The 25,513-nt window shown below is 69.2% G+C and carries 22 protein-coding genes and 1 pseudogene; 13 read left to right on the top strand and 10 right to left on the bottom strand.

Going from position 1 to position 25,513, the window contains the following annotated elements; genetic code table 11:
* Positions 1–431: 431 nt before the first annotated feature.
* Positions 432–1,106, bottom strand: a complete 675-nt coding sequence (locus tag AB0I91_RS21795; protein WP_499638425.1) for a TetR/AcrR family transcriptional regulator — start codon at positions 1,104–1,106, stop codon at positions 432–434.
* A 114-nt stretch (positions 1,107–1,220) separates the two neighbouring features.
* On the opposite strand from AB0I91_RS21795, the gene AB0I91_RS21800 reads away from it, so the two are divergent.
* Positions 1,221–1,955 (top strand): SDR family oxidoreductase, encoded by a 735-nt coding sequence (locus tag AB0I91_RS21800; RefSeq protein ID WP_499638427.1) that lies wholly within the window; start codon positions 1,221–1,223, stop codon positions 1,953–1,955.
* 314 nt (positions 1,956–2,269) lie between these two features.
* Here AB0I91_RS21800 and AB0I91_RS21805 read toward each other — a convergent pair whose 3' ends face one another.
* Both AB0I91_RS21805 and AB0I91_RS21810 read right to left on the bottom strand, forming a co-directional pair.
* On the bottom strand, positions 2,270–4,522 hold the full coding sequence (locus AB0I91_RS21805) for an ABC transporter permease (protein WP_499609428.1): 2,253 nt from the start codon (positions 4,520–4,522) through the stop codon (positions 2,270–2,272).
* The gene (locus AB0I91_RS21810; RefSeq protein ID WP_499638429.1) at positions 4,522–5,319 is read right to left on the bottom strand and encodes an ABC transporter ATP-binding protein; all 798 of its coding nucleotides are present in this window, start codon (positions 5,317–5,319) and stop codon (positions 4,522–4,524) included. The genes AB0I91_RS21805 and AB0I91_RS21810 overlap by 1 nt, the downstream gene beginning before the upstream one ends.
* Before the next feature lie 204 nt (positions 5,320–5,523).
* Here AB0I91_RS21810 and AB0I91_RS21815 point away from each other — a divergent pair, with 204 nt between their 5' ends.
* Together AB0I91_RS21815 and AB0I91_RS21820 are read left to right on the top strand one after the other, a co-directional pair.
* Complete coding sequence (locus AB0I91_RS21815; RefSeq protein WP_499638431.1) at positions 5,524–6,729, top strand: sensor histidine kinase; 1,206 nt, start codon at positions 5,524–5,526, stop codon at positions 6,727–6,729.
* Entirely contained in the window at positions 6,726–7,466 is a 741-nt protein-coding gene (locus AB0I91_RS21820) for a response regulator transcription factor (RefSeq protein ID WP_499638433.1), read from the top strand. The genes AB0I91_RS21815 and AB0I91_RS21820 overlap by 4 nt, the downstream gene beginning before the upstream one ends.
* A 528-nt stretch (positions 7,467–7,994) precedes the next feature.
* On the opposite strand, the gene AB0I91_RS21825 is transcribed toward AB0I91_RS21820, so the two are convergent.
* Positions 7,995–8,555, bottom strand: a complete 561-nt coding sequence (locus AB0I91_RS21825) for a hypothetical protein (protein WP_498783104.1) — start codon at positions 8,553–8,555, stop codon at positions 7,995–7,997.
* A 168-nt stretch (positions 8,556–8,723) separates the two neighbouring features.
* Positions 8,724–9,305 (bottom strand): hypothetical protein, encoded by a 582-nt coding sequence (locus AB0I91_RS21830; protein ID WP_499638435.1) that lies wholly within the window; start codon positions 9,303–9,305, stop codon positions 8,724–8,726.
* A gap of 272 nt (positions 9,306–9,577) precedes the next feature.
* Here AB0I91_RS21830 and AB0I91_RS21835 point away from each other — a divergent pair, with 272 nt between their 5' ends.
* Positions 9,578–10,312: an SDR family NAD(P)-dependent oxidoreductase gene (locus tag AB0I91_RS21835; RefSeq protein ID WP_499638437.1), complete on the top strand. Its 735-nt coding sequence runs from the start codon at positions 9,578–9,580 to the stop codon at positions 10,310–10,312.
* A gap of 21 nt (positions 10,313–10,333) precedes the next feature.
* On the opposite strand, the gene AB0I91_RS21840 is transcribed toward AB0I91_RS21835, so the two are convergent.
* Positions 10,334–11,248 (bottom strand): IS982 family transposase, encoded by a 915-nt coding sequence (locus tag AB0I91_RS21840; RefSeq protein ID WP_499609441.1) that lies wholly within the window; start codon positions 11,246–11,248, stop codon positions 10,334–10,336.
* A gap of 83 nt (positions 11,249–11,331) precedes the next feature.
* On the opposite strand from AB0I91_RS21840, the pseudogene AB0I91_RS21845 reads away from it, so the two are divergent.
* Positions 11,332–11,504 (top strand): annotated as a pseudogene (locus tag AB0I91_RS21845) (transposase); the annotation flags it as partial.
* Positions 11,505–11,569: 65 nt separating this feature from the next.
* Here the strand turns inward: AB0I91_RS21845 and AB0I91_RS21850 are convergent.
* Positions 11,570–11,986 (bottom strand): DUF6892 domain-containing protein, encoded by a 417-nt coding sequence (locus AB0I91_RS21850; RefSeq protein WP_499609443.1) that lies wholly within the window; start codon positions 11,984–11,986, stop codon positions 11,570–11,572.
* A 273-nt stretch (positions 11,987–12,259) separates the two neighbouring features.
* Between AB0I91_RS21850 and AB0I91_RS21855 the strand changes: the two genes are divergently transcribed.
* The 3 genes from AB0I91_RS21855 (at position 12,260) to AB0I91_RS21865 (ending at position 15,024) form a co-directional block, all read left to right on the top strand.
* Positions 12,260–12,922: a hypothetical protein gene (locus AB0I91_RS21855; protein WP_498783097.1), complete on the top strand. Its 663-nt coding sequence runs from the start codon at positions 12,260–12,262 to the stop codon at positions 12,920–12,922.
* 304 nt (positions 12,923–13,226) lie between these two features.
* Positions 13,227–13,775 carry a hypothetical protein gene (locus tag AB0I91_RS21860; RefSeq protein ID WP_498783095.1) on the top strand — a complete coding sequence of 183 codons (549 nt, stop codon included), beginning with the start codon at positions 13,227–13,229 and terminating at the stop codon, positions 13,773–13,775.
* 13 nt (positions 13,776–13,788) lie between these two features.
* The gene (locus tag AB0I91_RS21865; RefSeq protein ID WP_499638439.1) at positions 13,789–15,024 is read left to right on the top strand and encodes a sensor histidine kinase; all 1,236 of its coding nucleotides are present in this window, start codon (positions 13,789–13,791) and stop codon (positions 15,022–15,024) included.
* Positions 15,025–15,102: 78 nt separating this feature from the next.
* On the opposite strand, the gene AB0I91_RS21870 is transcribed toward AB0I91_RS21865, so the two are convergent.
* Positions 15,103–15,807 (bottom strand): hypothetical protein, encoded by a 705-nt coding sequence (locus AB0I91_RS21870; RefSeq protein ID WP_499638441.1) that lies wholly within the window; start codon positions 15,805–15,807, stop codon positions 15,103–15,105.
* A 495-nt stretch (positions 15,808–16,302) separates the two neighbouring features.
* Here AB0I91_RS21870 and AB0I91_RS21875 point away from each other — a divergent pair, with 495 nt between their 5' ends.
* Positions 16,303–16,647 carry a hypothetical protein gene (locus tag AB0I91_RS21875; protein ID WP_499638443.1) on the top strand — a complete coding sequence of 115 codons (345 nt, stop codon included), beginning with the start codon at positions 16,303–16,305 and terminating at the stop codon, positions 16,645–16,647.
* Between the two features lie 490 nt (positions 16,648–17,137).
* Here the strand turns inward: AB0I91_RS21875 and AB0I91_RS21880 are convergent, their stop codons facing one another.
* Positions 17,138–17,479, bottom strand: a complete 342-nt coding sequence (locus tag AB0I91_RS21880; RefSeq protein ID WP_499609458.1) for an HIT family protein — start codon at positions 17,477–17,479, stop codon at positions 17,138–17,140.
* Positions 17,480–18,211: 732 nt separating this feature from the next.
* On the opposite strand from AB0I91_RS21880, the gene AB0I91_RS21885 reads away from it, so the two are divergent.
* The 4 genes from AB0I91_RS21885 (at position 18,212) to AB0I91_RS21900 (ending at position 22,007) form a co-directional block, all read left to right on the top strand.
* Positions 18,212–18,502, top strand: a complete 291-nt coding sequence (locus AB0I91_RS21885) for a DUF4342 domain-containing protein (protein ID WP_498783091.1) — start codon at positions 18,212–18,214, stop codon at positions 18,500–18,502.
* Between the two features lie 1,053 nt (positions 18,503–19,555).
* Positions 19,556–20,683, top strand: a complete 1,128-nt coding sequence (locus AB0I91_RS21890) for an ABC transporter permease (RefSeq protein WP_499638445.1) — start codon at positions 19,556–19,558, stop codon at positions 20,681–20,683.
* Positions 20,680–21,360, top strand: coding sequence for an ABC transporter ATP-binding protein (locus AB0I91_RS21895; RefSeq protein ID WP_499638447.1), 681 nt, complete (start codon positions 20,680–20,682; stop codon positions 21,358–21,360). Before AB0I91_RS21890 ends, AB0I91_RS21895 begins: the two co-directional genes overlap by 4 nt.
* A gap of 29 nt (positions 21,361–21,389) precedes the next feature.
* On the top strand, positions 21,390–22,007 hold the full coding sequence (locus tag AB0I91_RS21900; protein ID WP_499609466.1) for a TetR/AcrR family transcriptional regulator: 618 nt from the start codon (positions 21,390–21,392) through the stop codon (positions 22,005–22,007).
* A 137-nt stretch (positions 22,008–22,144) separates the two neighbouring features.
* On the opposite strand, the gene AB0I91_RS21905 is transcribed toward AB0I91_RS21900, so the two are convergent.
* Positions 22,145–25,339, bottom strand: a complete 3,195-nt coding sequence (locus AB0I91_RS21905) for a S8 family peptidase (RefSeq protein ID WP_499638449.1) — start codon at positions 25,337–25,339, stop codon at positions 22,145–22,147.
* Between the last annotated feature and the right edge of the window lie 174 nt (positions 25,340–25,513).

The raw sequence follows: 25,513 nt of genomic DNA on the forward strand, positions 1-25,513 counted from the left end.
AGCGCGCTACCGACGTGCCTTGCACCATGAGTTCTCCAGGTAGGCGCAGCCGGGAACACCCGACCGCATCGAGGGCTTCTTTCTCCGGTTCCGGGGAGCGCTAGGTCTGCGGCGCGTCCGGGTTGCTGACCACTGCTGCGCGCACCAGAGACTCCTTAACTTTGTTCACCTCGTCTGGCGTCGACCGTGCCTGAACATTGTTAAGGTGTCAAGCGCGGTGAAGGACGCTCGCGGGCGAGCCCGCTTCCGCGGCGAACGCCGACAACGGCAGGGCCGCCCGCGAGCAGCCTGGCCAACCCGGCGAACCAAGTGGTCAACGCACCAGTGAAGTCGGCAACCAGGCAGAAGTCGTGCGGTGGCGATGGTGAAGCCGATTGTCGCTCCGCCTCCGGCACGGTCCCTGGCGAAGGTGGTTCCTTCGCCGCCGAGGGCTACTTCGCCGTGGAAGTCCTGACCGCCTGTTCTCCGGGCACGGCCATCGCCCGGTAGAGCTGGTCTGCGTCCCAGGCGGGCTCCCGCAGGTCGAGCCGGTTCGAGGCCCGGAACCCGTCCATCGCCAGGTACACGTGCCGCCGCCACATCGACGGGGCAACGTGCCGCGTGGCCTCGGCGACTCGACCGCTCGCCCAGAACAACAGGAAGAGGTCGGCGCCGGTGACGTCCGAGCGCACGGCGCCGGCTTCCTGTGCTCGCTGGAGAACGCGTTGTGCGAGTGCGCAGATCTCGCTGTGCACGGCCTCGGTGCGGTCGTCGCCGGGAAACCGCTTCGCCAGGAAGTCGCCGAACGCCCGATCCCCGGCCTGGGCCGAACACAGGACTTCCAGCAGGCTGCGAAACGCCTCCCACGGGTGCTCCAGGTCGGGCAAGGCCCGTACCTCGTCGAGCAGGAGGCGCAGCTTCGGTTCGAGAACGGCCCACAGCAGGTCCGTACGTGTCGGGAAGTGCCGGTAGAGGGTGCCGGTCACCAGACCCGCCTCCCGTGCGATGCCGTCGAGGGCGGCCCCGGCGCCTCGTTCGGCGAACGCGCGCCGGGCGCACTCGAGAAGCCGCTCGCGGTTGCGGTGGGCGTCCCGACGAGTGGGCGGCGGGTTCTTGCTGGAGGGCATGCGGCCACCCTAACAAAATGTGACATGTCTCAACTTTGAGAGTTCCCTCATCTTTCATAGGCTCGGCAAGCACTGAAAATGAGAGCACCATCATTTTGAGACAGGGGGAGTGACATGGCGAAGCTCGGTGGGAAGGTCGCGGTGATCACCGGGGCGACCTCCGGACTGGCACTGGCGACGGCGAAGTTGTTCGTCGCGGAGGGTGCGCACGTGGTCATCACCGGCCGTCGTCAGGACCGGTTGGACGCGGCGGTGGCCGCGATCGGCCACGATGTGACCGGTGTGGTCGGTGACGTCGGTGAGATCGCCGACGTGGTCCGCCTGGTCGATGTCGTGGCGGCCGAACTGGGCCGGGTCGACGTTCTCGTCGCGAGCGCCGGGGCCTGGACGTGGAACGAGGCGATCGGGGATGTGACCGAGGAGTCGTTCGACGCCGTGTTCGGGGTGAACGTGCGGGGGACGTTCTTCACCGTGCAGAAGTTCTTGCCGTTGCTGTCCGACGGCGCCTCGATCGTGCTCATCGGCTCGGGCGCCGCGGAGAAGGGTGATCCGGGAACGACGGTGTACGCCGCGAGCAAAGCGGCGCTGCGGTCGTTCGCCCGGACCTGGACCACCGACCTGAAGGAGCGCGGGATCCGGGTCAACGTCCTCAGTCCTGCCGCGATCGACACCCCGGCGTTCGCGGACCTCCCGCCGGGGTTCAAGGAACAGATCGCCGCGCGGGTACCCGTGGGCCGCCTCGGCGCCGAGCACGAGATCGCCACCGCGGCGCTCTTCCTCGTTTCCGCGGACTCGAGCTTCGTCAGCGGGATCGACCTCCCCGTCGACGGCGGAATCGGCCAGATCTGACCACGGACGACGGTGTGTTCGCGCCCGTCCGCGGGAGCGTTCCCGTCGAGGGGATGGCGGCCCCGGCGTCGGAGAGGTCGCCATCCTTGCCGGGTGTGCGGCGTCGGAACTGGGATCTGGTTCGAGCCGCCGTCGACGTACAGGCTTGAACGGGTGATGAAGCTGCTCTGCTCGCAGGCGAGGAAGGCCATGGCGGCGGTGCTCCTCGTCGACGATCCTGGCCGCTGACCAGCGCCGACGATCATCAGGTCGTGGGCCTTGCGGGGCAGGTCGACCATCCCGTGGCCGCCGTCGGTTTCGCCCTCGGTGGCGGTCTATTCGATGGTGAGCGCCGCCTCGGCGGGCCGGTCGCGCGTCGCGCGCCACGCGGGCAGGAGCATGGCTCCGAGCGTCAGCAGCACGGTCAGTGCGGCCGTCGACGCGTAGACCCACGGAGACCCGGCCGGCAGTACCGAGTCGAGGCGCTTGAGGCTGACCGGCACCAGGATCCCGAGCACGGCGACGGTGCCGAGCGCGATGCCGCTCACGGCCAGGATCGCACCCTCCAGGCCGACCATCCGCAGCACCTGACCACGGGTCGAGCCCGCGAGCCGCTGCAGCCCGAACTCCCGCCGCCTCGCCGTCGTGCTCGACGCCAGCGTGTTGATCACCGTGATCGCCGCGTAGCCCGCGATCATGAGCACCATGATGTAGATTGCGAAGTTGGCGGTCGTCTTCTGGTCGTCGTACTCCCCGAGCAGGACGTCGCGGCCGGCCACGGTCAGTCCGCCCGCGGCGGAGGTCACCTCGGTCAGGTCGGCGATCAACCGCTCCGGGTCGGTGTGCTCGTCGGCTTTGACGAGGATGCGCTTCGCGTGTCCATCGGTGGTGTGCGCCGCCAGGGTGTCGGCCGGGAGCAACAGCGTGTCGTAGTCGTCCTGCGCGGCGAACAGCGCGGCCACCCGCACGTCGAGCGGGGTGTTGTCGCCCATCCGCAGCGTGATCGTGTCGCCGATGTCGACGCCCAGCCGGTCGGCGTGCCGGTGCTCGACAGCGACCGTGTCGTCGTGCAGGTCGGCGAGGTCGCCCGCGGTGACCTCGACCGGCGTGGTGGCGTCGGCGCCCTCGGCGGTGACGCCCTGAAGGGTCCAGCCCTCGTTGGCGGGTGAGCTGTCCTCCGGGTGCTCGATGAAGCCGACGCTGCTGACGTACGCCGAGGCGCCTGCGACGCCCGGCAGGTCGTCGATCCGTGCCACCAGGTCCGCGTCGACGCGGTCCTGAGCGGTCACCACGGCGTCGGCGACCAGGGTGTCGGCGAAGCTCCGCCGATCCGCCTCGTCGTTCGTCGTCTGCAGGTACAGCATGCCGGTCGACACCGCGGTCAGCAGGATGACCGGCCCCATCACCGCCGCCAGCCGGCCACTGTGGCCACGTGCGTTGAGCACGGCGAGCTGGCCGGTCACACCACCCAGCGCGCGCACGGGCCACTGCACGGCGAAGGTCGTGACCTTCGTCAGCACGGGTGCCAGCAAGGCGAACCCGATGGCGAGGAGGATCACGGCAGGTGCGCCGGTGGCCGGCGTCAGCGGTCCACTGATCACGGCGATGGTCACGATGGTCAGGGCGATCCCGGCGGCGAGGAAGAGCACCGCCAGGAGCAGGCGTCCGCCGCCGATCAGCTTGCCTTCGACGGAGACCTCCGTGAGCGCCTGGGCCGGCTTGATGCGCGACGCCCTTCTGCCGGCGCCCAGCGCACCGGCCAATGCCGCGAGGATCGCCACCGCCATGGCGGCCACGGCCGGGATCCAGCCCTGGTGGAAGACCACACCCTCCGCGGCGATCCCGCGCTCGGCCAGCCGGTCGAACACGAACTCGCCCAGGAACCTGCCCGGGAAGTAGGCCAGCGCGGTGGCGACCACGGACAGCAGCAGCGTCTCACGGGAGATCAGCTCGCGCAGTTGACGAGGCGTCGCGCCCACGGCCCGCAGCAACGCCAGGTCCTGCCGGCGCTGGGCGATCGAGAGCCCGAGCATGGCCGCCACCCCGAAGACGGACACCAGGATCGCGAAGGCGGTGAAGACCCCGGCCAGGGCCATCACCGTGACGCCGCTCGCCTTGGCCTCGCGCAGTTCGGCCTGCCCGCGTTCGTCACCGACCAGCGTGACGGTTCCGCTGTCCAGCTCGGCGTCGACGCGCGCCCGGAGCTCGCCGATGTCCACTCCGGACTCGGCCACCACACCGATCGCGTCGACCGTGCCGGCAGGTGCGTCACCTTCGAAGACGAAGCTCCCGGCCTCCCGCACGCCGGGCAGCGCCGCGATCCTGTCCGCCAGCCCCGCGTCGACCCGGACCCGCTCGGGCAGGATCGGCGGTTCGTCGGGGTCGCCGCCGGAGCCGTGGTACTCCTGGTCACCGGCGACGACGACATCGGCCGAGGCCAGCTGCTGCGGAGGGACGGCGGTGCGGACGCCGGTCTCGATGAGGCCGCCGCAGGCCATCATGATGGCCGCGGCGAAGAACATGGCGAGGAAAGCCGCCACGAACATGCCCGCGCGGAACCGCAGTGTGCGCAGTGCGAACCGCAGCATCAGCGCTGCCCTCCCCGGTTCGTCGCCAACCGGGGGAGAGGGCCCTCGTCGGCGAAGGCACCCAGGTGGGTCATCCGGTCGGCCACGGTTCGCGGGGTCGGCGAGCGCAGCTCACCGGCCAGCCGCCCGTCGGCGAGGAACAGGACGCGGTCGGCGTACGACGCCGCGACCGGATCGTGGGTCACCATGACGATCGTCTGACCGGCGGCCCGCGACGAGTGCCGCAGCAGCGTGAGGATGTCCCGCGCCGTCCTCGTGTCCAGTGCGCCGGTCGGCTCGTCGGCGAAGATGACGGCGGGGTCGCCGATCAACGCGCGGGCGATGGCGACCCGCTGCTGCTGCCCGCCGGACAGCTCGGCCGGCCGGTGGTTGCCCCGCTCGCCCAGGCCGACCTGGTCGAGGGCGTTCGAAACCCGGCCCCGGTCCGGTTCGCGGCCGGCGAGCCGCAACGGCAACGTCACGTTCTGCCGCACGGTCAGGACCGGCAGCAGGTTGAACGCCTGGAAGACGAAGCCGATCCGATCCCGCCGCAGCTTCGTCAACTCGGTCTCGTTCATCTCGCTGAGCTCGTGCTCCTCGAGCAGCACCGAACCCGACGTCGGCTGGTCGAGCCCGGCCGCGCACTGCAGCAGGGTGCTCTTGCCGGAGCCCGACGGCCCCATGATCGCCGTGAACGTGCCCCGGCCGAACCGGGTCGTCACGTCGTCGAGCGCCACCACCTGGTGGTCGCGCCGCCCGTAGACCTTGCGGACGGCCGTCAGCCGAACCGCGTCGGTCCTGTTTCCGCTGTCGTGCAACGTTTCTTCCCGCCGCTTCGCCGTCCGGCCCGCCGCCGGACGATTCCGCCACCAACCCTGTCGCCAACCGCGGTCCCGCACATCGTTCGCCCGGATCGTCTTCGCCTGGTGCGCACGGACCAGCCCGGCCCGCTCCTGGTGCGGACGCACTACACGTGCCTGCTTGGCCCCGCGTGCGGAGTGTCCGTCCCGTACGCTGACCTTGTGTCGCCTCCGGGGAAGTGGTGGCGGGAGGGCACGGTCGTCGCGGTGGCGTTCGTGGTCTGCCTGCTCGGCGGCTGGCTGCACGTCGACGACACGGTGGCACCGCCGCTGGTGGCGGCCTACCTCATCGCCGCGGTGTCGTCCGGGCTGCTCCTGGCGCGGCACCGCGCGCCCGTGGCCACCACGATGGCCACGACCGCGTGCGGCATGCTCGTCGCACCGACCGGCCTGCTGCTGACCCCGCTCATCGTGGCCCCGGCCGTCGTCAGCGCCTACTCGCTCGCCGTGCGGAGCGAACGGCGGGTGGCGGTCGCGGTCCTGCTCCCGTCGGCCGCGCTGCTGGTCGGCTTCGTCCCCTTCTTCGAAGCCGACTTCTCGTGGCAGGACATGAGCAGGCTGGTGACCGTGGCCGCGTCGCTGCTCGTGGCCGCGTCGCTGGGGCGCTCGACGCGGCACCGGCGCGCCTACCTGGCGGTCGTGGAGGAGCGGGCACGCCGGGCCGAGGAGAGCAGGGACCGCGAAGCGCGCCGGAAGGTGGCCGAGGAACGGGTCCGCATCGCCCGCGAGCTGCACGACCTGGTGGCCCACCAGATCACCCTCGCCAACGCGCAGGCCACCGTCGCCGCCCACCTCTTCGACACCCGCCCCGAGCAGACCCGCACGAGCCTGGACGAACTGGTCAGGACCACCCGCCACGCTCTCGACGAGCTGCGGGCCACCGTCGGTCTGCTGCGCCGGCCCGACGACACGTCCGCACCCACCGACCCGGCGCCCGGGCTGTCGCAGGTCCCCGCGCTGCTGGCGGCGTTGCGCCGCTCGGGCCTGGAGGTGTCGATGCACGACGACGGCACAGCCAGGCCGCTGCCGCCCGCGGTGGACCTCACCGCCTACCGCATCATCCAGGAGGCTCTGACCAACGTGACCAAGCACGCTGCCACCGATAGCGCCCGGGTGCGGCTCGCCTGGGCTCGTGACCACGTGAACGTCACGATCGCGGACGACGGCGAGGGTGCCCGCACGCGGCCGGAGCGGCCACCGGGCTACGGTCTGATCGGCATGCGCGAACGGGCCGCCGCGGTCGGTGGCACCCTCACCGCGGGCGTGCGCCCCGAAGGGGGCTTCCTCGTCTCCGCCGACCTGCCCCTGCCCGCTGCCGGGAACGCGGCACGGCGAACCGACGCGGCGACCGACAGCGAGGGCCGATGACCGACGACGCGCCACCCGACGGGCAGGACACCGACGGTGCGGCCGAGGACACGCTCCGGGTTCTCCTCGCCGACGATCAGGCGCTGCTGCGCGGTGCCTTCCGCACTCTCCTCGACAGCGCGCACGACATCGCCGTGGTCGGGGAGGCGGGCGACGGCCGGGAGGCGGTGGCATTGACCCGCGAACTGCGCCCGGACGTGGTGATCATGGACATCCGGATGCCCGGCACCGACGGCCTCGCCGCCACCGCGGAGATCTGCGCCGATCCGGATCTGCGTGCCACCCGCGTACTGATCCTCACCACGTACGAGACCGACGAGTACATCGCGCAGGCTCTGCGCGCGGGGGCCGGCGGCTTCATCGGCAAGGGGATCGAGGCGCAAGGCCTGCTCGACGCCGTGCGCACGATCGCTGCGGGCGACACCCTCCTGTCCCCGGCGGCGACCCGCTCCCTGGTGGCCCGTTTCCTCGCCACACCGGCCGAGACGACACCACGCCATCCCGAACGACTCGCCGCCCTCACCCCGCGCGAACGCGAGATGGTCGCCCTGGTCGCGACCGGTCTGTCCAACCTGGAGATCGCCGACCGCCTGTACCTCAGCCCTTTCACCGTTCGCGCCCACGTGCAGCGCGCCATGACCAAGCTGGAGGCACGCGACCGCGCGCAACTCGTCGTCATCGCCTACCAAACCGGTCTGGCCCGCACTTTTCCCGACGGCGGCACCGACCACCGGTGACCGCCGCCGCGGGGCGAGGACTTCGGCTGCTCGGTCATGCCGGCAGCGCTGCTGTGAGGTCCACTTCGACGAGTTGACCGGGGCGGCCGAGTCGCGTGCCGCCGAGCAGGGTGCTCCGTAGCGCCAGGATTTCTGTGTCCTTGTCCCGGTCGCTCATGGCAGCAGGCGCAGCAGTGCGAAGGCGTTGGTCACGCCGAGGTAGGTCAGTCGGAGCAGCACGGCCGGTCATGCCGTGCTGGAGGACATCACGCGGATGGTAACCGTGGCCCGTGAGAGCTTCGGGCACTTGGGCTACGTACGGACTGGTCGGCGGCGTATCCGAGGTGCGGCGCAGCTCTGCGGTCGGCTGGTCCGGCCGTGGCGGCGCGAGTTGCAGTGCTCGGTGCACCGGAAGGGTGCTTCTCGAACGACGTGAGTTCCGACCACGACGGTCAGGATTCTCCCAGGTCGTGAGGGTGCCTTCCCATTCGTGACACGAGTCAGCCACCATGCCCGCGCGAAAGCGTCGGGCTGGACCTGTCAGGGGTATCAGTGAAGGAGGTCCGGCCGGACTTTGGCTATCTCTTGGGTCAGCTGCCGGACTGTGGCGGTGTTGGGCAGTCTCAGTTCGGCTTCCGGATTGGCGATCGGCGAGGGTTTCACCAGCGCGTTGTGGCGAGTCGTGAAACGGCCGTCCGCGGGGGTGAACACCAGGGCCGACGGCATGGGCTTCGAGTTCGGGTCGCCCTTGACCGGCGGGCGTGGTTCCTGTCCGCGCACGGCGCGCAACTCCTCCCACGCGATCAGATCGGATTTGCGACCGGCTTGCCACCACAGTCCGCGGTGATCGACGACGAAGCGGTGCATGCGGGGGACGGAGCCGATCATGACCAGCAGGCCGCCCAGTGCGAGCGCGCCGAAGAGGACCGCCGCGGCGGCCGGAGGAATATTCTTCGCCCTCGACGAAGCTGACGCCTGCCCGACGTCCGGGAAGACGGCGATCAACCCGAAGACGACGAACATGGCCAGCCCGCCGATGAACACCCACCTACCGGACCGGTATTCGATGACGGGCTTTGCAGGATCGGGGGACCATGTCTGTCCGTGCACGAGCGGCAGCGTAGCCGAAGGCGGCTCCAGCGGTGAAGGTTTCGTGATCTGCGCTCCGGAGCGCGCTGGCCATGAGCAGATCGCTGTGATCGACATCGGGCACAGTTCTCGCGACATGCAGAGGAGTTCCCGGTTGCGGCTGAGGTCCTTCGTCAGCAGTCCGACCTGTCACTCGACGAGCCGCCTCGGATTGTGGACCTGGTTCGTGCTCTTCATGAATACGCGAAGAACCAGCATGGCGGCGGCTACCCGCCAGCGGTTCATGAGATCGAGCGAAGCATTTTCGGCTCCCTCAATGTCTGGCCGAAGGCTCGTCTTCCGCTCGATTGGGTGAGCGGGCGCGTTGGCTGGATGGGATTTTCCCCAGGCCGGACTTGACGGCGACGTCCTGTGGGGTGCGGTGCGAGAAGTCGACCACCGCTGTCTGACCTGCGGTTGGGCGGCGGTGGGTTCGTACTCGTCGATCAGGCCGCCGAGGACTGGTCGGCGACGTGTCGAGATGTGGCCCGTGCGGTGGTTGTAGTGGTTCGCGCAGCGGTTCAGCACCGCCCGCAGGTGGCGTTCGTTGAGGATGAGCAGGCGGACGGTGCCGACGAACCGTTCGAGTGGGCATTGGCTCGTGGACACCGTGGCGGGATCTTCACGACCTGGATGCCGGAGCCGGAGAAGACGTGTCGAACGAGGCGGTGAACTGGCCGGCCGGTCGCGGATGGGGAACCGGAAGTCGTCTGCCCTGTCGCCGAGGTCCATCAGCAGGTTGCGGGCTTGTCGAGCGGTCCAGGGCCCGTCGGGTGGTGCGGCGCAGTACGGCGACTGCGTGCCGCAGCACCAGCAGTTCCACGTTCTTGGCTCTACCCGCGACGATGACTTTCCGGGCGGCGCAGCGACCGGTCGAGCAGGCATCGAGGTTTGTTCGACGGTGTCAGGTCGGTCGGCGCGCTGATCCGTCGCGAGGGCTTGCGAAAGGGGCTCGGTGCGGCATACGTTCTTCGCCTTTTGTCGAACTGCGAGGGAGCACACCCGTGGAACTGCGCAACCAGGTCGCGCTCGTCACCGGCGCCACCGCCGGGATCGGTCACGAGACCGCGAAGTTGTTCGCCCGTGAGGGCGCGAGCGTGATCGTCCACGGCCGGGACGCCGCGCGCGGCGTGGACGTCGTCGCCGAGATCGAGGCGGACGGCGGGACCGCGCGGTTCGTCCGTGCTGACCTGTCCACCGCGGAGGGCGTGCGGGAGCTCGCCTCGGCGGCGGGCGAGGTGGACGTGCTGGTGAACAACGCGGGCATCTACCCGTTCGCGTCGACCGCCGACCAGACCCGCGAGGGCTTCGAGGAGTTATTCGCGGTCAACGTTCTCGCGCCGTTCCACCTCACCGCGGCGCTGGCGCCCGCCATGGTCGCCAAGGGCGCGGGCGCGATCGTCAACGTCTCGACCGTGGCCGCCGTGACACCGGTCTACAACGCCGCCGCCTACGGCGCGACGAAAGCCGCGTTGGAGTCGCTGACCCGCAACTGGGCCGTCGAATTCGGCATGAGCGGCGTGCGGGTCAACTCCGTCGCGCCGGGCGGGGTGACGACCGAGACCGTGATGAACCTGTTCGGGGACGCGGTCCACACCAACGCCGCCACCACCACGGCACTGCGGCGCATGAGCGAGCCGAGGGAGATCGCCGAGGTGATCCTCTTCCTCGCCTCGCCGCGGTCCAGCTACGTCACGGGTGCGCTCCTGCTGGCCGACGGCGGGTACACCATCGTCTAGATGAGTAAGTCCAAGGGCTCGTTAGTGGTCGTAGGCGGTCAGTGATCGCTTGACGGGCTGGTCAGTGTGGTCGTTGTGCCAGATGGCGGCGGTCAGGGCCAGGACACGTTGCAGGACGCGGACGATCACACCGGGCTTGGTGCGGCCGCCGTGTCGTTCCAGGTCGAGTTGGGCCTTGAAGGTCTGGTTGATCGACTCGATGACCTGGCGCAGCGGCTTGAACAGCCGCGCGCCGGGTCGTTCGGCCTCGCCCTTGCGGGCCGGGCGCAGCAGTTCGACACCCGCCGTCGCCAGGGCGTGCTCGAACTCGCGGCCGTAGTAGTGGCGGTCGGCGACCAGCGTCTGACCGGGCCGGTCGGCGATCAACGCGGGGTCGGTGTCGAGGATGTCGAGCAGGGTGGTGCGCTCGTCGGCCTTGGCGCCGGCCAACGCAAAGGCCACCGGCAGGCCGCCCGGGGTGCAGACCAGGTGCAGCCGCAGACCCCAGAAGAAGCGGGAGTGGCTGGCGCAGTAGCCGTACTGGGCCCATCCGGCCAGGTCCGAGCGTTTCGCTGTCTCCCGCGAACGCCCGCATTCCACCGGAGTGGAATCGACAAGCCACACGTCGTCGGTCCACACCGTCGTGTCGACCGCCAGGAGACGGATCACCGCCTTGACCAGGCCGGCGGCGTTGCGCAGCCGCTTGTTGTAGCCGGACTGGCCAGGCAGGTAGCGGAACAAGTGCCCCAGATGCGCGCGGGCGTGGCGTAACCAGCGGGCTTCGGAGGTGAACCCAAGCAGGGCCTGGATCACCGCGAGGGTGACCAGCTCCGCGTCGGTCAGTACGGGTTGCAGTCCGACCTTCGGACGCCACGGCGCGAGGTGCGGCGCGTCCTTCAACAGGTCGTCGGTTCTGACATAGAGTGCGGTCGCGAGGGTGTCAATGTCGGTCGTCACAACCCGTACATCGACACCCTCGCCCCATATCTCCAGGTGCCTACCCCTTGGAATCGGTCATCTAGCAGGACTTCGCCGCGGACATGTTCGGCGGGTTCGCCCGGCGTGACCAGAGGGCCAGGGCGAGCTGTACCTGCGTGGCCTGTTGTCGGACGGCAAGCGCAAGTCGATGCAGCTGATGGGCGAACGTCTCAGGGTGGATCGTCAGCAGTTGCAGCAGTTCGCCACCACCTCGACGCGGGATTACGTCGAGGTGGTGGCGGTCGGCGGTGTGAACGCGGGACTTCATCGCCGGTGGCGGCAGGTCGAAGTCAGAGCGGTTCAGAGCCAGTCTGCTTCGATTCCACGGGCGCGCAGCGTCTCCAGCGCCTCCTCGTTGCCCGTGTAGAACAGCGTCATCGACTTCAGGTTGGGAAAGTGCCGCAGGTCGGCGAACTCGTCGACGTCGAACAGCCCGTCCTCGCCGTCCCAGTTCGGCGCGATCTCGAGGTAGATCTCGTTGCCGCCGTCCATCTCGATCTCGGTGATCTTCTCCGCGAGCTCGACCGGGACCTCGAGCGCCTCGAAGTAGGCCAGAGCCTCAGGCACCGCTTCGACGCTCCCGTCGTCGTAGGTGAAGCCCTGCTCGGCGGCGTGCTCGCGCAGGTCGAACCTCGGCAAGAGGCCCTGGTTGTACATCAGCTCCTGCACGACGGCGAGCTTGAAGTTGACGTCGGAGAACGGAATCGGCTGGCTCATACCCGAACCATATAGGCGGTTACACCGCCGTCCGGAAGTCATCTAGTTCTCGTACCAGTAGCGGGGGAGCCACGAAGGGTGGCGGCAGGGAGCTGGTGCAGCGGTCCGCGAGCAACGCCCGGTCGCCGGGGAGCTATGGGTCGCCGGCGGGTGCCCGTTTCACAGGACATCGGCCTCATCACCGCCACCTCCTCGACTTGCTCGGCGGCAGCGTTTGATGCGTTGCCGGATCGGGGATCCGTGTCCTCGTGGGATGAGCGGTGGGAGGAGTCGGTGGACGAGCGGGTTCGGCGGGCGCGTGACGAGGTGGTCAACATGGTGGCGCTGCGCCCGGTGGCGACGTCGGCCGGCCGCAGGGCACTGCCGCGCGGACTCCTTCGGCGGGATCTGGGGCTGTCGGTCGCCTCGGGCGTGCTGGATCTCCTGGCCGCGGCGGTGGTGGTGGCCGTAGGGCCGGACGCGTGGTTCACCAGTGCCGTCGGTATCGGGTTGGGTGTGGCCGGCGCGAACGCGATCGTCGAGGCTTTGCAGGAGTCCCGGCGGCGTGCGGAAGAGGCGGCGCGCATCCGTGAGTACGGCGCGGACGAGGTCGACACCCTGACGGATCTGCGCGCTGACGTCCCGACGCCTTTGTGGCGCACGGTGGCCTGGGTGCTGTACGAAATGCTCTTGCTCGCCATGGTTGCGGTGGTCTTGATTTGGTCGGAAGGGGCGGTTGCGCGGGTGACCGTGCTGGTCGCCCTGGCCTGTCGCATCATCGCCGCCGTGCTGGCACACCGGTACGCCCGCCGTCGGGAGCGGTGGAGGAGGGACTTCATCCGCGGGGAGGACGTCGCCCTGCCTCCTCTGCCGGACGGCTGGCGCGTTCTCGTGCCGCGCCGGCCGGACGAGCCCGGCGCTGTCGCGGGTACGGGAAAGACTCCTGAGAACGCCTGATCGCGCCGCGCTCAAGCGCGCCCACCACCGCGACGTTCGTGGAGCGCGTGCCCGCCGTGATCAGACTTCGATTGCTACTACCCAGGGTGAGGGTTTCAGCGGCGTCCAGGCGACCAACGAAAGCCGGTCGAGTGAGCCCAAACGATCCTCAAGGGCACTGGACAACCACTCGTTCGAATTGAGCCACCCGTTAGTGGTAAACCCCTGAGGGGACGCTTGACATCCGTTCTGCGGTGGACGATGTAGCGGCCGAAGAGGGCTTCCCTTGGCGGTGTCAGAAACCAACCGACAACGGAGAAATCCGATGCCCACTTCACCTACCGGCCTCGCCGTGTCGATCCAGGCCGCAGGCTTCCGCGAGGAGCCGCAGCACGGCCACCTGACGCCAGGGTTGCTGATGGCCCCGAGCTACGTCGTGGTCCCGGAGCCGCCGGCGGGCCTCGTCGAGGGGACCACGCGGGTCGAGGTCCTGGTGCTCCCGCTGCCGCTCGGCCACAACAGGATCGAGCGCATCTCGCCCACCCGGGTGACCGTCGTGAAGCTGCACGACACCACGATGGTCGCGCTCGACCTGGAGTTCCCGTCGAGACACGCCCCGAGCTACCAGCGCAACGGCCTCGCCGGCGGCGCGGTGCGGAACGCGGTCGCCGCGCACGGGGGACGCGCATGGGCGGCGCTGGAGGCGCTGGGCGTGACCGGGTCGAGCGCGCACGTCGACATCACGCCCGAGCTGCTCGACGAGTCGGCCCAGTGGATCGACCAGCAGAGCAACCCCCGCTACGAGCACGACGACGCGGAAGAGAGGATCTTCCGGTCGAAGGTGTGCCCGCCTGGTGTGCCGGTCTGCAAATGATGAGCCGAAGGCGATGAGCGCGACGTCCGGTGCGCGGTCGATCCCGCCGGTGGTGTCCGATGTCGCCCTGGCGGCGTCGGCCTGCGCGCTGGACGTGCTCTTGTACTCGGACGCGGTCTCCGGGGACCGCGCGCCGGAGCAGATGCGGTTCTCGATCGCGTACGTGGCGATCGAGTTCGTGGTGCTCCTGCTGCGGCGGCGGGCCCCGGCGACCGTGTTCGCGGTGGCCTTCGCGCACTCCGTCCTGGCCAAGTTCCTGAGCGGCTTCGACTTCTGGCCGATGGTGGGGCTGTACCTGGCGCTGTTCACCGTCGCCGTGCACCGCCCGACCAGGGTCGCGGTCGTGGTGCTGGTAGCCGCACAGGCCCACGCGGCCTGGATAGCCGTGCTCGACCTCGCTTCCGCCACCCCGCGGCCCGTGCTGGTGGTGGTGGCCGTGTTCACGTACATGGCGGTGCAGTCGTTCGCGGTGTGGGCGGCCGGTCGGTGGATCCGCACCAGCCGCGAGCACGCGGGGATGCTGGAGGCCCGACGTGAGTGGGAGGCGCGGCAGGCCGTGGCGGAGGAGCGCGCGCGGATCGCCCGCGAGCTGCACGACGTGGTGTCGCACTCGGTCACCGTGATGGTGCTGCAGGCAGCGGGCGGGCGGCGGGTGTTCGGGCACGACCCGATGCGGGCCGAGCGGGCGTTCGGCACCATCGAGGAGGTCGGCGAGCAGGCGATGAGCGAGCTGCGCCGGATGCTCGACGTGCTGCGCACCGACAACGCCGACCAGGCGTTCGAGCGCCTGCCGGGCGTGGACAGCGTGCCGCACCTGGTCGAGTCGGTGGGCGCGACGGGACCTGCGGTGCGGCTGCACGTGGTCGGTGAACCGCGGCCGGTGGCGCCGAGCGTGGGCCTCGCGGTGTACCGGGTGGTGCAGGAGGCACTGACCAACGTCGCCAAGCACTCCGGCCCCCGCGCGACCGCGGACGTCCGCCTCACCTGGACCGCCGACCGGATCGAGATCGTGGTCACGGACGACGGTCGTGACGCCTCCCCGCCCCGCCGCGACCTGTCGACCGGCCACGGGCTCACCGGCTTGCGCGAACGCCTCGCCGTCCTGGGCGGGCAGCTCACCGCCGGCCCCCTGCCCGGAGGCGGCTTCTGCCTGCACGCGGTCCTCCCGGTCCACGACCCGCTCCCCGCGGCGGCCGACCGATACGACGCCGGGCCGTCCGACGCCACGACGGGGCCCGGCACGCGCTGATCGACTTCCTCGGGTTCTGTCGTGCCAGTTGCAGCACCTGTGGGGTACCAGAAGTCGGCTGCATGGCGTGACCTGCGGTTATGTTGCTGTGGGTTCGTACTCGTTGATCAGGCCGCCGAGGACTGGCGGCGTTAGAGGTCCAGCCCGGCTCTGCAGTCGGGTGGTCCGGCCGTGGTGGTGTGAGTTGTAGGGCTTGGTGCGGTCGGCGGTGGCTGTAGTGGGTCGCGTAGCGGTCCAGCGTTGTTGGTTGATGATGAGCAGTCGGTCAGTGAGTTCACGCCTCACGGTTCCGACGAAGCGTTCGGTGTGGGCATTGGCTCGCGGACACCGTGGTGGGATCTTCACGACCTGGATGCCTGCGCCGGAGAAGACCGCGTCGAACAAGGTGGTGAACTGGCCGGCCCGGTCTCGGATGAGGAACCGGAAGCCGTCTGTCCGGTCGCTGAGGTCTATCAATGGGTTGAGGGCTTGTTGGGCGGTCCAGGGGCCATCGGGGTCGGTGGTGAGGCCGAGGATGTGGGCGTAGCGGGTGGCGATCTCCATCACGAAGAACGCATAGACCGAGCTTGAGCAGGTCGCCCTGGATCTGGCGGTAGCCCCAGCCGGTGTTTCCCGCGCCATGCGCTCGTTCAACGCTACGACGGTGTCGTCTACCGGCGGTCGGCCGGTGCGATCGGGATAGGTCCACTTCCTCGCGACCAGGCGCCGGCGCCATCGCAGGATGGTTCCCGGTGTCACCAGTCGGTGCTCGCGCAGCAGCCCGGGGGAGTCGGCGATCTCCACGTCCTCCGTCAGCCGGCGCTTCTCCCGCCGAAGCCTGGCCAACTCCTCGCGCTCGTCCGTGGTCAGCCCGTTGGTGCGGCGTGCCCGCGTCGCGCTCGGCCTGCACGGCCCATTGCCGCACCGCGGTCTCGGTCAGGTCAAAGTCCTTCGCGACCTGACCGAGACCGGTCGCCCCGAAGGCGGAGCTCGACGATCTCGGCCTTGAACTCTGCGGGGAACGACCGGCGGAGCCGCCGCTTCTTCCTGCCCATGGCCTCCATGATGGGACATCCTTCCGGGGGCCTGCGTCCCGTGATCTCTGATCTTCGTCAAAGCGGGACAAACCCACTACCTGACTTGCGGAGCCTTGAGGGAGTCGAGGAACTCGACGTCGCGTTGCAGCGCCGTGTCTTGCCGTTCCAGGGCAACAGGTCGGCGATCCGAACTCGTCCACGCAGCTCACCCGGCTGCCCTCCCCACCTGCGCGTATGGTGAAAGCAAGGCAATGCAGGGCCTTTGCGCAAGAAGATGATCAGTGATGGATTCCTGAACAGGGCCAAGGAGCAGAGTGCTCTTGACCAGGCGAAGCACGCGATCGAAGCGGGAAGGCACATTTTTGTATTCAAGTTCATCGAGGCGCATGCAAATAGCTCCGCAACCGGTGCCATGACCGGGATAAACGACCAGGTGGAGGCCATTGAATCGCTCGGCTGGCGACTGGACAAGATGTCCGCCTGTGGAGGTAACGTCATCGGCGCGCTGGGCAATAGCGAACGTATCGCCATTGTGTGCCTCTATCGACGGATGCCAGGTCCGCCCCAACAGCGCGACGAGACAATCTCGGTCACCAAGCCCAACTAGCTCGAGTTCAACCTATTCGGCGGGGTCGATGAGTGGTCGGCTTCGTCTTCCTGCGCTGCTTTGGTTTCTGGCCGTTCGCGCCGGTGAAGGGATGGGACGCCGTCCTCGATCACCCAGGTCTTGTGGGTGTGACGCAGGTCTTGGACCGCCGGTGCAGCCCACCGTCTGACCGGCTGTGCAGCGCGCCGTCGCGAGCGTCGACGTGGATCTCCTGGTTGTCTAGGTCGACCCGAGACCAGCCTGGCCAGCTCACCCAACGCATGCCGGTGTACGCCGCTGTGACGATCAGGACGGCGTTGCGGGCCGACGTCCGTTCGGCCAGCGGTCACTTCGTCGGGTCGGCGGTCGGCCGTTCGGGTTGGTCGCCGGAGTTGAGTAGCAGCCTGCGGCACCGGTTCGATCCGATCAGCCCGTCGTCGCCTCGCAGAGGACTATCGACAGCAGCCTGACCACCCCGGCGACGCTGCGCTCGCTCAACGACCGGCCGATGTCAGGCAGGTGGGACGAACCGGGCGACTCCCTCGCCGACCGCGACGTGCCAGTGCACGTGCTTGTTGTGCTGTTCGTTGCCCAACGTGGTGAGTACCTGGCAGCCACCGTGCTGATCAACGGCCCATGCGGCGACCTTCTTGACGGTGGTCATCAACTCGGTGGCCAAGTGGTCGTCCAGGTCGAGCAACGACGAGACGTGTCGTGTGGGGATCACGATGATGTGATCGGTTCCGAAGCCTGGCAGAGGTGGACGGAACGCGAGCGTGTTCTCGGTCCGGACGAGCACCTCCACCTTCACCGCGCCTGGAATGACCTCGTCGCAGTACCAGTCCTGCCGCATTCTCCGACCATAGCCACCACGCGTCGTGTCAGGTGTCCTTGCGCCCTCGGGTGCGGGCCTGGGCGAGGCGGTAGAAGTCGGTGCCGGTCTCGATGGCCGAAGGTAAGCCGGCTAGCGATGCTCACCCGGTTGGGGCAACAGCGGCAAAAAGTCCCTGCGCGACGGGGATCTGGAGTGCGGCGGCGATGGTGCGGGCGACACGGGCGCGGCGGGCCCACCGCGTTTACCGTGCCCATCGGACGGGGGTCGTCGTTGCGGTGGATCTCGTTCCGCTTCACCACGGCACGGCGTGGTCGAGGTGGTGTAGCACCTCGCGTAGGGCGTGGGGCAGGTGCTGTTGGTGCCGGATCAGCGTGCAGTCGAGGAGTTCGCGGCGGCGGCTGCGGGCTCAGCGTTCCGTGATCGAGTTCATTCGTGGTATCCGGATGCTGCTGAGGACGACCTGGATACTGGCGTCGGCGAGGACGACGTCGGACAAGGCTGGGAGCTCCCGTTTCGGTCACGAATCAGGAACCGCAGGGAGCTGTCGGCGTCTTCGAGGTCCATGACGAAATCCCTGGTGGCTTGGATGACCACGCAATCAGCGGCAGAACCGCTCGTTGGACAGGTCCTGCGGTGAGCGGTGGTTCTGGGGGATGAATCAGGCGGGGATCGGGGGAAACCCTGATGGCAGGGCGCCGGACCGTGGGCACGCTTGAGGGGTCAGCAGGCATCCGCAGTTCGAGGAGAGTCATGAGCGAATTCAGGCCCGAGCATCCCCGTGTCGCCGTCGACGCTGTGGTCGACGCTGTTCGCGGGCTGGTCAGCGAGGGCTTCAACCGCCGTGTGGTCGTGCGTGACAGCAAGGAGGACGTGGTGTTGGAGGTGCCGGTGGCTCTCGGGTTGGTCGCGGCGCTGGCCGCTCCGGTGGCCACGGCGATCGGTACCGGTGTCGCGCTGGCCGGCAAGTGCGGGATCACGCTCGAGGACCGCCGACAGCCTGGCGGTCAGTCCGTGACAACGGTCGAAAGCGAGCAGGTGTAGTCGGCAGTCGCAGGTTGTCGCGGTAGCGAGGAGGCACGGGCGGGACGCAGGGGGTTGGTGCCGTCGTCAGTGGTTGGTGGCGGCGCCGCGCTTGATGCTGTGGCTGGAACGACTGTGAAGGCTGGTGATCTTCAGAATCGCCCGGCTTGCATAGGGCTCCATCGCTTGTTGAGGACGGAGTCATGGCAGGAACGTCACGGCAGTCGGCTGAGGTGCGGGCGCGGGCGGGTGCGGCTGGTCTGGGAGCGCCTGGGCGAGTACCCGTCGTGGTGGGCGGTGGTGTGGTCGATCGCGGCGAAGTCTCGGGGTGGCCTTGCAGCAGATGCTGCGCAAGTAGATCCGGTCGGCCGAAGCCGATTGCTGGTGTCACCGGTTCCCGAGCCCATCGCCCACCCTTCCCATTCGGGAGCGGGTGATCTTGACCGCCTCTGCATTTGCGAAGGTGGTCATGGGTTCGCGCTCACCGTTTGCTCCCGGGTTTGCTCCCAGCGGTGGTGGAGAGCGGCGAGCATGGTGTCGATCATCGGTTGGGTGACGTGGGAGTGGACGCCCATGACGCCGCTACCGGGTCACCATCCACATTGCCGCTACGGCACATCTGAGACACGACCCAGGCCGTCCAGGGGCGGTCTCGGGCTTGGTGTCCTCGGTGTTCCTCCGCCGGACCCGTCTGGGTCATCAGGTGCACATCCTTGATCAGGAGTTGCACCGCTCGGTTCACGGTCCCCAGTACCGCTGTGCCGGCGACAATGACTTTCTCGAGCGGCACGGGACCGGGCCATGCTGATCGACTGGGACGAGGCACGCGTCGATAGGCCCGACCTGGTCTCGTGCTGCCCGGAAACGCCGGGGCCTCCTGGACGATGCGCTCGCGGTCCACGCCGCGCAGGCGTCGCCCCTCGGCGACCGCCGCGTGTCCGTGCAAGGCGGACGGAAGGTGAAGATGGTTCATGTCTGGGGTGGGAGACGTTAAGAGACCCCGAGCCCACATGCCGACATCGTGTCGGTAAAGTTGCCGACATGATGTCGACAACTCAGGTGGGTCGGTAGCCGATGTTCTTGACGACCCGTGAGCTGGTTTTCGCCAGGAGCCGCTTCGCGCTGATGGGCACCGTGGTCGCGTTGATCGCGATCCTCATGGTGCTGCTGTCCGGGCTGTCGGTGGGCTTGGTCGACGACGGCGTTTCCGGGCTGAAGAAGCTGCCCGTCACGTCGTTGGCCTTCGAGCGGGACGTGGCGGCCGACGCGGCGTTCTCGCGCAGCGTGGTGGACCTCGGCGCGGTCGACGAGTGGGCGGAGCGCGACGGCGTCACCGACGCCGCGCCGTACGGGAACACCTTGGTCAACGCCAAGACCAACGGTGACGTCGACATCGACCTGGCGCTGTTCGGCGTCCAGCCCGGTTCGTTCATCGACCCGGAACCGACGCAGGGCACGCGCCTGGGGTCCAACCCGAACGAGATCGTGGTGAGCGCCACGGCACTGGACGCGGGCGTCCGGCTCGGTGATGTCGTCACGGTCGACAGGGTCGGCACCGAGTTGACCGTCGTCGGCGTGCTGGACGGTCAGCACACTTACGGCCACGTCGACATCGGCTACATCCCGCTGCGCACGTGGCAGGAGATCCGGACCGGGACCGCGCCGGGCGCTCAGGCACCGGCACACGCCTACGAGGAGATCACCGCGGTCGCGGTGCGATCCGCGTCCGAGGCCGACCTCGCCGCGGGCGACCGCGACGCCGGCACGATGTCGATGACGCTGGAGGAGTCCTTCGGCGCGTCACCCGGCTACACCGCCGAGACGTCGACCCTGCAGATGATCCAGGTGTTCCTCTACGCGATCTCGGCCCTGGTGGTCGGGGCCTTCTTCACCGTGCTGACCATCCAGCGCAAACCGGAGATCGCGGTGCTGCGCGCGATGGGCGCGAGCACGCGGTACGTGTTGCGGGACAGCCTGGCCCAGTCGCTGGTGCTGTTGACGATCTCGACCGTCCTGGGGGTCGGCGTCGGGGTGGCGGCGGGCGCCGCGATCTCGTCCACGCCGATGCCGTTCTCGCTCGACCCGGGGTCGATCGCCGTCGCGGGGCTGCTGCTGGTGGTGCTCGGCATGGCAGGTGCGGCCATCGCGGTGCTGCGCATCGTCAAGGTCGACCCCCTCACCGCGCTGGGAGGCAACCGATGAGCGCCGGGCTGTTGTTGGACGAGGTCACCCTCCGTCACGGCGACGGGGAGGACATCACCACCGCGCTCGACGAGGTGACCCTGCGCGTCGGGGAAGGCGAGATCGTCGCGGTGGTGGGGCCGTCGGGGGCGGGCAAGTCGAGCCTGCTCGCGGTGGCGGGCGGGCTCACCGTGCCCGATTCGGGTCGAGTGCTCGTCGGTGACGTCGACCTGTCGGGCACCGAGCGGGACCGGGCGCGGATCCGTCGGGAGCGGATCGGCTACGTGTTCCAGAGCAACAACCTGATCCCCTCGCTGACCGCCGTCGACCAGGTGCGGTTGCCGCTGACGTTCGGTCGGCACGACGCGAGCCGCGACCCCCTCGAACTGCTCGCCGAGGTGGGCATGGAGCACAAGGCCGGTCGTCGGCCTCACGAGCTCTCCGGTGGTGAACGCCAACGGGTCGGCATCGCCCGTGCGCTGGTCACCCGGCCGCGCCTGCTGCTCGTCGACGAGCCGACCGCCGCGCTGGACCGCCGGCGCAGTCACGAGGTGGTCGAACTGCTGGCCAAGGAGACCCACCACCTCCGGATGGCTACAGTCGTGGTCACGCACGACCACGACGTGCTGCGCCACTGCGACCGGGTCTACGAGATGGTCGACGGCAGGCTGAACCCGACCCAGCCCGCCCTGGCGTAGCGAAAGGCGACACCCGCCAGGAGGAGAGCATGCCCCGCATCCAGGCGCCCACCGTGGCCGAGCACCGCGCACGGCAACGGCGGGCGATCCTGGTCGCGGCGCACGAGTTGCTCGCCGAGACGGGTCAAGCCCCGTCGCTGGCCGCCGCGGGCGCGCGCGCCGGTCTCGCTCGGTCCAGCGTCTACCAGTACTTCTCCTCGCGAGACGCACTCCTGCAGGCCGTGGTCGAGGACACCTTCCCGGCCTGGGCCGCCCAGGTGCGCGCCCACGTCGCTGCGGCACCCACCCCGGCCGATCAGGTGTGGGCGTACGTGGAAGCCAACGTCGCGCTGTTCTCCGGGCCCGAGCAGGCGGTCGCCAAGGCCTTGCGGACCGCCATGGACCCCTCAGTGCTGCACGAGCACAGCGCGCGGCTGCACGCCCAACTCCGGGAGCCGCTCGTCAACGCCCTGCGCCTGCTCGGCGAGGCGGATCCCGACCAGATGGCCGAGTTGGTCAACGCGACCGTCCTGCGTGCGTCACAGGACATCGAGCGCGACGGTCGAACGGCCGTGCTGGCCCTGCTCGACCGGCTCCTCCGCCCCTACCTGGACGTGAACCGGACCGGGCGGCCCCATGGCGCGCCAGAAGTCGGGCATACCTCCTGAACTGCACATACGTCTGCGCAGGTTCGTGGTGGGCAACTCGGTGTAAGGCAACTCTATAGTTTCAGTGTTGATTGAACCTGTACGTGGCCGCCGGGTACTTTGATCCGGCGGAGGTCGCTGTGCGGTAGGGCACAGCCCTACTTCAGGGCGTATGCCCTGATGATCGTCTGCCGTTGCGAGGAGCCGGCCGAGTCGGACACGCTCGACCGCAGCGAGACGAAGTCCGCGCCGGCCGGGTGGTGGACCGTGGCCTGCCACTGGTCGCGGTCACGTTTCACGGTCGCCGGCCGCCAGGTCGTGCCGTCGTCGTAGGAGACCTCGATCGCCGGCGGGCTCACGCCGACGAGGTCCGCGCTTCCGTTGCGCTGCACGTACACCGGGAACGTGAACGGCCGTCCCGCCGACGCGGCGTTGTGGTTGTCGAGGTTCGGCGCGTACCGCACCGCCAGCAACGGCAGGGGGACGGGCTCGGCGCTGTACTCCGACGTGAACGTCCACTCGGCGCTGATCCGGGTGGAGAGCCGGCTGTGCGGCCGGTCGGACTTCGAGCGGACGGTGTACTCCGCGCGTTCCGGCTCGACGACGAAGAAGAGGTTGCCGGGTTCCGGGTTCTCGCCGATGACCTCGCCGTTGCGCAGGAGGGTCAAAGTGCCGGATCCCGTGTAGCCGATGCGCCCACCGTCCTGGTCGCTGCCAAGAGGTAGGGAGAGGCGCAGGATGTTGGTGCCGTCGCCGTCGGAGTCCCGCACCGCGTTGTTGATCGGCGACCAGTACTCCGACGATGCGAAGCCCGGGCCGAACACGCCGACGCCCCACCGCATCGTGGTGGTCCGGCCGCGCTGGAAGGTCAGCGGCGCGACCTGCCGGTTGCTGGTCGCCGCGAAGTCCGGTTGGCCCTCGGGAACCTCGACGAACTCGAGCTCCCACTGCCAGTCGACCTCCGGGGTGAAGTACTCGGTCAACGCGCCCGGCAGCGGCAGGTGCATGATCCAGTCCCGACGTCCGACCGTGCCGGGCGTGGTCCGGGCGTGGGTGGAGCGCACCTTCGCGAGGTCGCGGTCGTGGAAGGTCCACCGCGGTGACGGTGGCACGACGTCGGGCACGACGTGCCGCACGTGGTAGAGGTACGGGCTGCCGTCGAACGACGTCCCGTTCCACTGCGCCAAGTGCGCCTCCACCCCGAACCTGAACGTGCCTTCCCCGGTGGTCGAAGGCCGGATGGTCATGGTGTCGAAGGCGGTCTTCTGCCCTCTGACGATGACCCCCTGTCGACCCCACGTCGTCTCCCGCGAGAAGGAGACCCATCCCTTGCCCGGCTTCGCGTTCGGCTCGTCCGTCCGGACACCGACCGGTTCGGCCTCGCGTGCGTCGAGGACGATCTCGGCGTCACCGGTGACCGTGAACGCCGGCTCGACGATCTCGGCGTTGAGGTAGTCCTCCCCGCTGCGCTTGAGGATGGTGCCGAAGAGGAGGTACTCACCCTTCGGCAGCCGGACCCTGGTGGTGCCCGACTCGTCGTACGGCCGGTACACCCTGGGGTAGTGCGCCTCCGGGGCGACGTTCCCCAGGCGAACGCTGTACTCGGCGGTCGGCGCGCCGTCGTGGTCGACGACCTTGAACGTCACGTCGTGGTGCTCGACCTCCCGGTGCACCGTGATCGGGGTGCGCACGTCCTGGCCGCCACCGGTCGCGGTGAAGGCTCCGCTGTAGACGCCGTCCGCCCCGTGGGTCCTGGTGTCGGTGGTGATGGTCGTGGTCGCCTGTGCCCCCGCCGGGACGGTCAGCGTCACCGGGTCGAACGTGAACATCCCGGCCGGCGCGGGGGATCCGTCGGAATCCGAGACCTTCGCGGCGAAGTCCAACGTCACCGGCTCGGCGCCGGTGTTGGTGTAGGTGACGGACTTCGCGATCGGCTCGTCATCGTCGTGCGGCCACTGCTGAACGCCGAGGCTCAAACTCCCCACCGACGCGAACACCGTGGACATCGAGGACTTCTCGACATCCACCCGACCGGCGCCCTGCTCGAACACCGTCAGCCCGTCGTTCGGCTTGGCGTTGCCCATGAGCGCCGCCTTCAGCTGACCGGCGGCCCAACCCGGGTGCTGAGCGGCCAGGATCGCCGCCGCGCCGGCCACGTGCGGTGCGGCCATCGACGTGCCGGACTGCGCGACATGACCACCGCCCGCCTTCGCCGCCACGATCTCCGAGCCGGGTGCGGTGATGTCCGGCTTGATCACGCCGTTGACGTGGCCGCGGTTGGAGAAGTTGGCGAGCCGCTCGTCCCGGTGCACCGCCCCGACGGTCAGCGCGGCCGCCGCGGCGCCAGGACCCGGGACCTGCTCACCGAAGTTGCCGGCCGCGACCACGAAGAGCACACCGGTCTCCGCGGTGATCCGGTCGACGGCCTGCGACAGCGGATCGGTGCCGTCACTGGGACGCAGGCCGCCGAAACTCATATTGACCACGTCGGCGCCGTTGGCCGCGGCCCACTCCATGCCGGCGATGATCCCCGAGGTCGAGCCCCAACCGTCGTCGTCGAGAACCTTGCCGTTGAGCAACTTGGCACCCGGTGCGACACCGGGATACCTCTCGTTGTCCCCGGTGATGGTCGAGGCCACATGCGTGCCGTGACCGTACCGGTCGGAAACGCTGTCGCTGTCGGTGAAGTTCTGCTCACCCGAGATCGCGCCGGCCAGGTCGGGGTGCTCGGCGTCGATCCCGCTGTCCAACACCGCGACCGTCGAACCGGCTCCGGTGTGCCCGGCCGCCCACGCCCGCGGCGCCCCGATCTGCGCGGTCGACCGGTCCAGGCTCGCCCGCACCGGCTCGTCGAGCCAGACGCGCTCGGCGGATCTCGCGACCGGCCAGTACGCGCCGGACCGTTCCACCGAGACCGCGGTGGCACCCATGGCCGGCAGCTCACGGCTGACCACTGCGGCCGCGCTGCGTGGCGTCGGGCCGGCGTGGTCGACGATCAGCGGCAGCCGGTCGCCGGGGAGTTCGGCCAGTGCGCTCGCGTTGAACAGGTCGGGGTCCAGCGTGCCGCGGGACAGCAGGGGAACGGCGTCCTCCGGGACGACGTGCGTGTCCCCGTGCTCGTCCCTGCTGATGTAGAAGGTGACGTGCTCGCGGCCCTCGGCCGCCCGCACCTGCGCTCCCTGCGGTCCGCCGAGGACCACCGCGTCGCCCGTCAGCAACGTGATCTCCGGCCCGGTCGGCGTCAGCTCCGGCGTGGACGCCGCGGCGGCCGGGTACCCCGCTCCCGCCGCCGCTGTTCCCGCTGCGACCACTAAGGACGTCACCAGGCCGAACCGCACCCGTTTGTGCCTCATCGAGTCCTTCTCCCGTCTGTGCGTCCACTGCTCCAGTCGGAGGTCAAGACGCCGGGCGAGGACTGTCGGGTTGCTCGCCGCTCGACAATCGCCACTGCGTGACGTCGTACGGGCGATCGTGGTCCAGGATCTCCACGTCCCTGTCCTGCTCGCTCAGGGGTGGCCGGTGCAGCA

The sequence above is a fragment of the Actinosynnema sp. NPDC049800 genome, from assembly GCF_040656635.1.
In the GTDB taxonomy this organism is placed as follows: Bacteria; Actinomycetota; Actinomycetes; order Mycobacteriales; family Pseudonocardiaceae; genus Actinosynnema.

Excerpts from the sequence above, each read along its gene's own strand:
- AB0I91_RS21795 (WP_499638425.1), bottom strand. The coding sequence starts at position 1,106 with ATGCCCTCCAGCAAGAACCCGCCGCCCACTCGTCGGGACGCCCACCGC.
- AB0I91_RS21800 (WP_499638427.1), top strand. The coding sequence starts at position 1,221 with ATGGCGAAGCTCGGTGGGAAGGTCGCGGTGATCACCGGGGCGACCTCC.
- AB0I91_RS21805 (WP_499609428.1), bottom strand. The coding sequence starts at position 4,522 with ATGCTGCGGTTCGCACTGCGCACACTGCGGTTCCGCGCGGGCATGTTC.
- AB0I91_RS21820 (WP_499638433.1), top strand. The coding sequence starts at position 6,726 with ATGACCGACGACGCGCCACCCGACGGGCAGGACACCGACGGTGCGGCC.
- AB0I91_RS21830 (WP_499638435.1), bottom strand. The coding sequence starts at position 9,305 with ATGGACCTCGGCGACAGGGCAGACGACTTCCGGTTCCCCATCCGCGAC.
- AB0I91_RS21850 (WP_499609443.1), bottom strand. The coding sequence starts at position 11,986 with ATGAGCCAGCCGATTCCGTTCTCCGACGTCAACTTCAAGCTCGCCGTC.
- AB0I91_RS21860 (WP_498783095.1), top strand. The coding sequence starts at position 13,227 with ATGCCCACTTCACCTACCGGCCTCGCCGTGTCGATCCAGGCCGCAGGC.
- AB0I91_RS21865 (WP_499638439.1), top strand. The coding sequence starts at position 13,789 with ATGAGCGCGACGTCCGGTGCGCGGTCGATCCCGCCGGTGGTGTCCGAT.
- AB0I91_RS21880 (WP_499609458.1), bottom strand. The coding sequence starts at position 17,479 with ATGCGGCAGGACTGGTACTGCGACGAGGTCATTCCAGGCGCGGTGAAG.
- AB0I91_RS21885 (WP_498783091.1), top strand. The coding sequence starts at position 18,212 with ATGAGCGAATTCAGGCCCGAGCATCCCCGTGTCGCCGTCGACGCTGTG.
- AB0I91_RS21890 (WP_499638445.1), top strand. The coding sequence starts at position 19,556 with ATGTTCTTGACGACCCGTGAGCTGGTTTTCGCCAGGAGCCGCTTCGCG.
- AB0I91_RS21895 (WP_499638447.1), top strand. The coding sequence starts at position 20,680 with ATGAGCGCCGGGCTGTTGTTGGACGAGGTCACCCTCCGTCACGGCGAC.
- AB0I91_RS21900 (WP_499609466.1), top strand. The coding sequence starts at position 21,390 with ATGCCCCGCATCCAGGCGCCCACCGTGGCCGAGCACCGCGCACGGCAA.
- AB0I91_RS21905 (WP_499638449.1), bottom strand. The coding sequence starts at position 25,339 with ATGAGGCACAAACGGGTGCGGTTCGGCCTGGTGACGTCCTTAGTGGTC.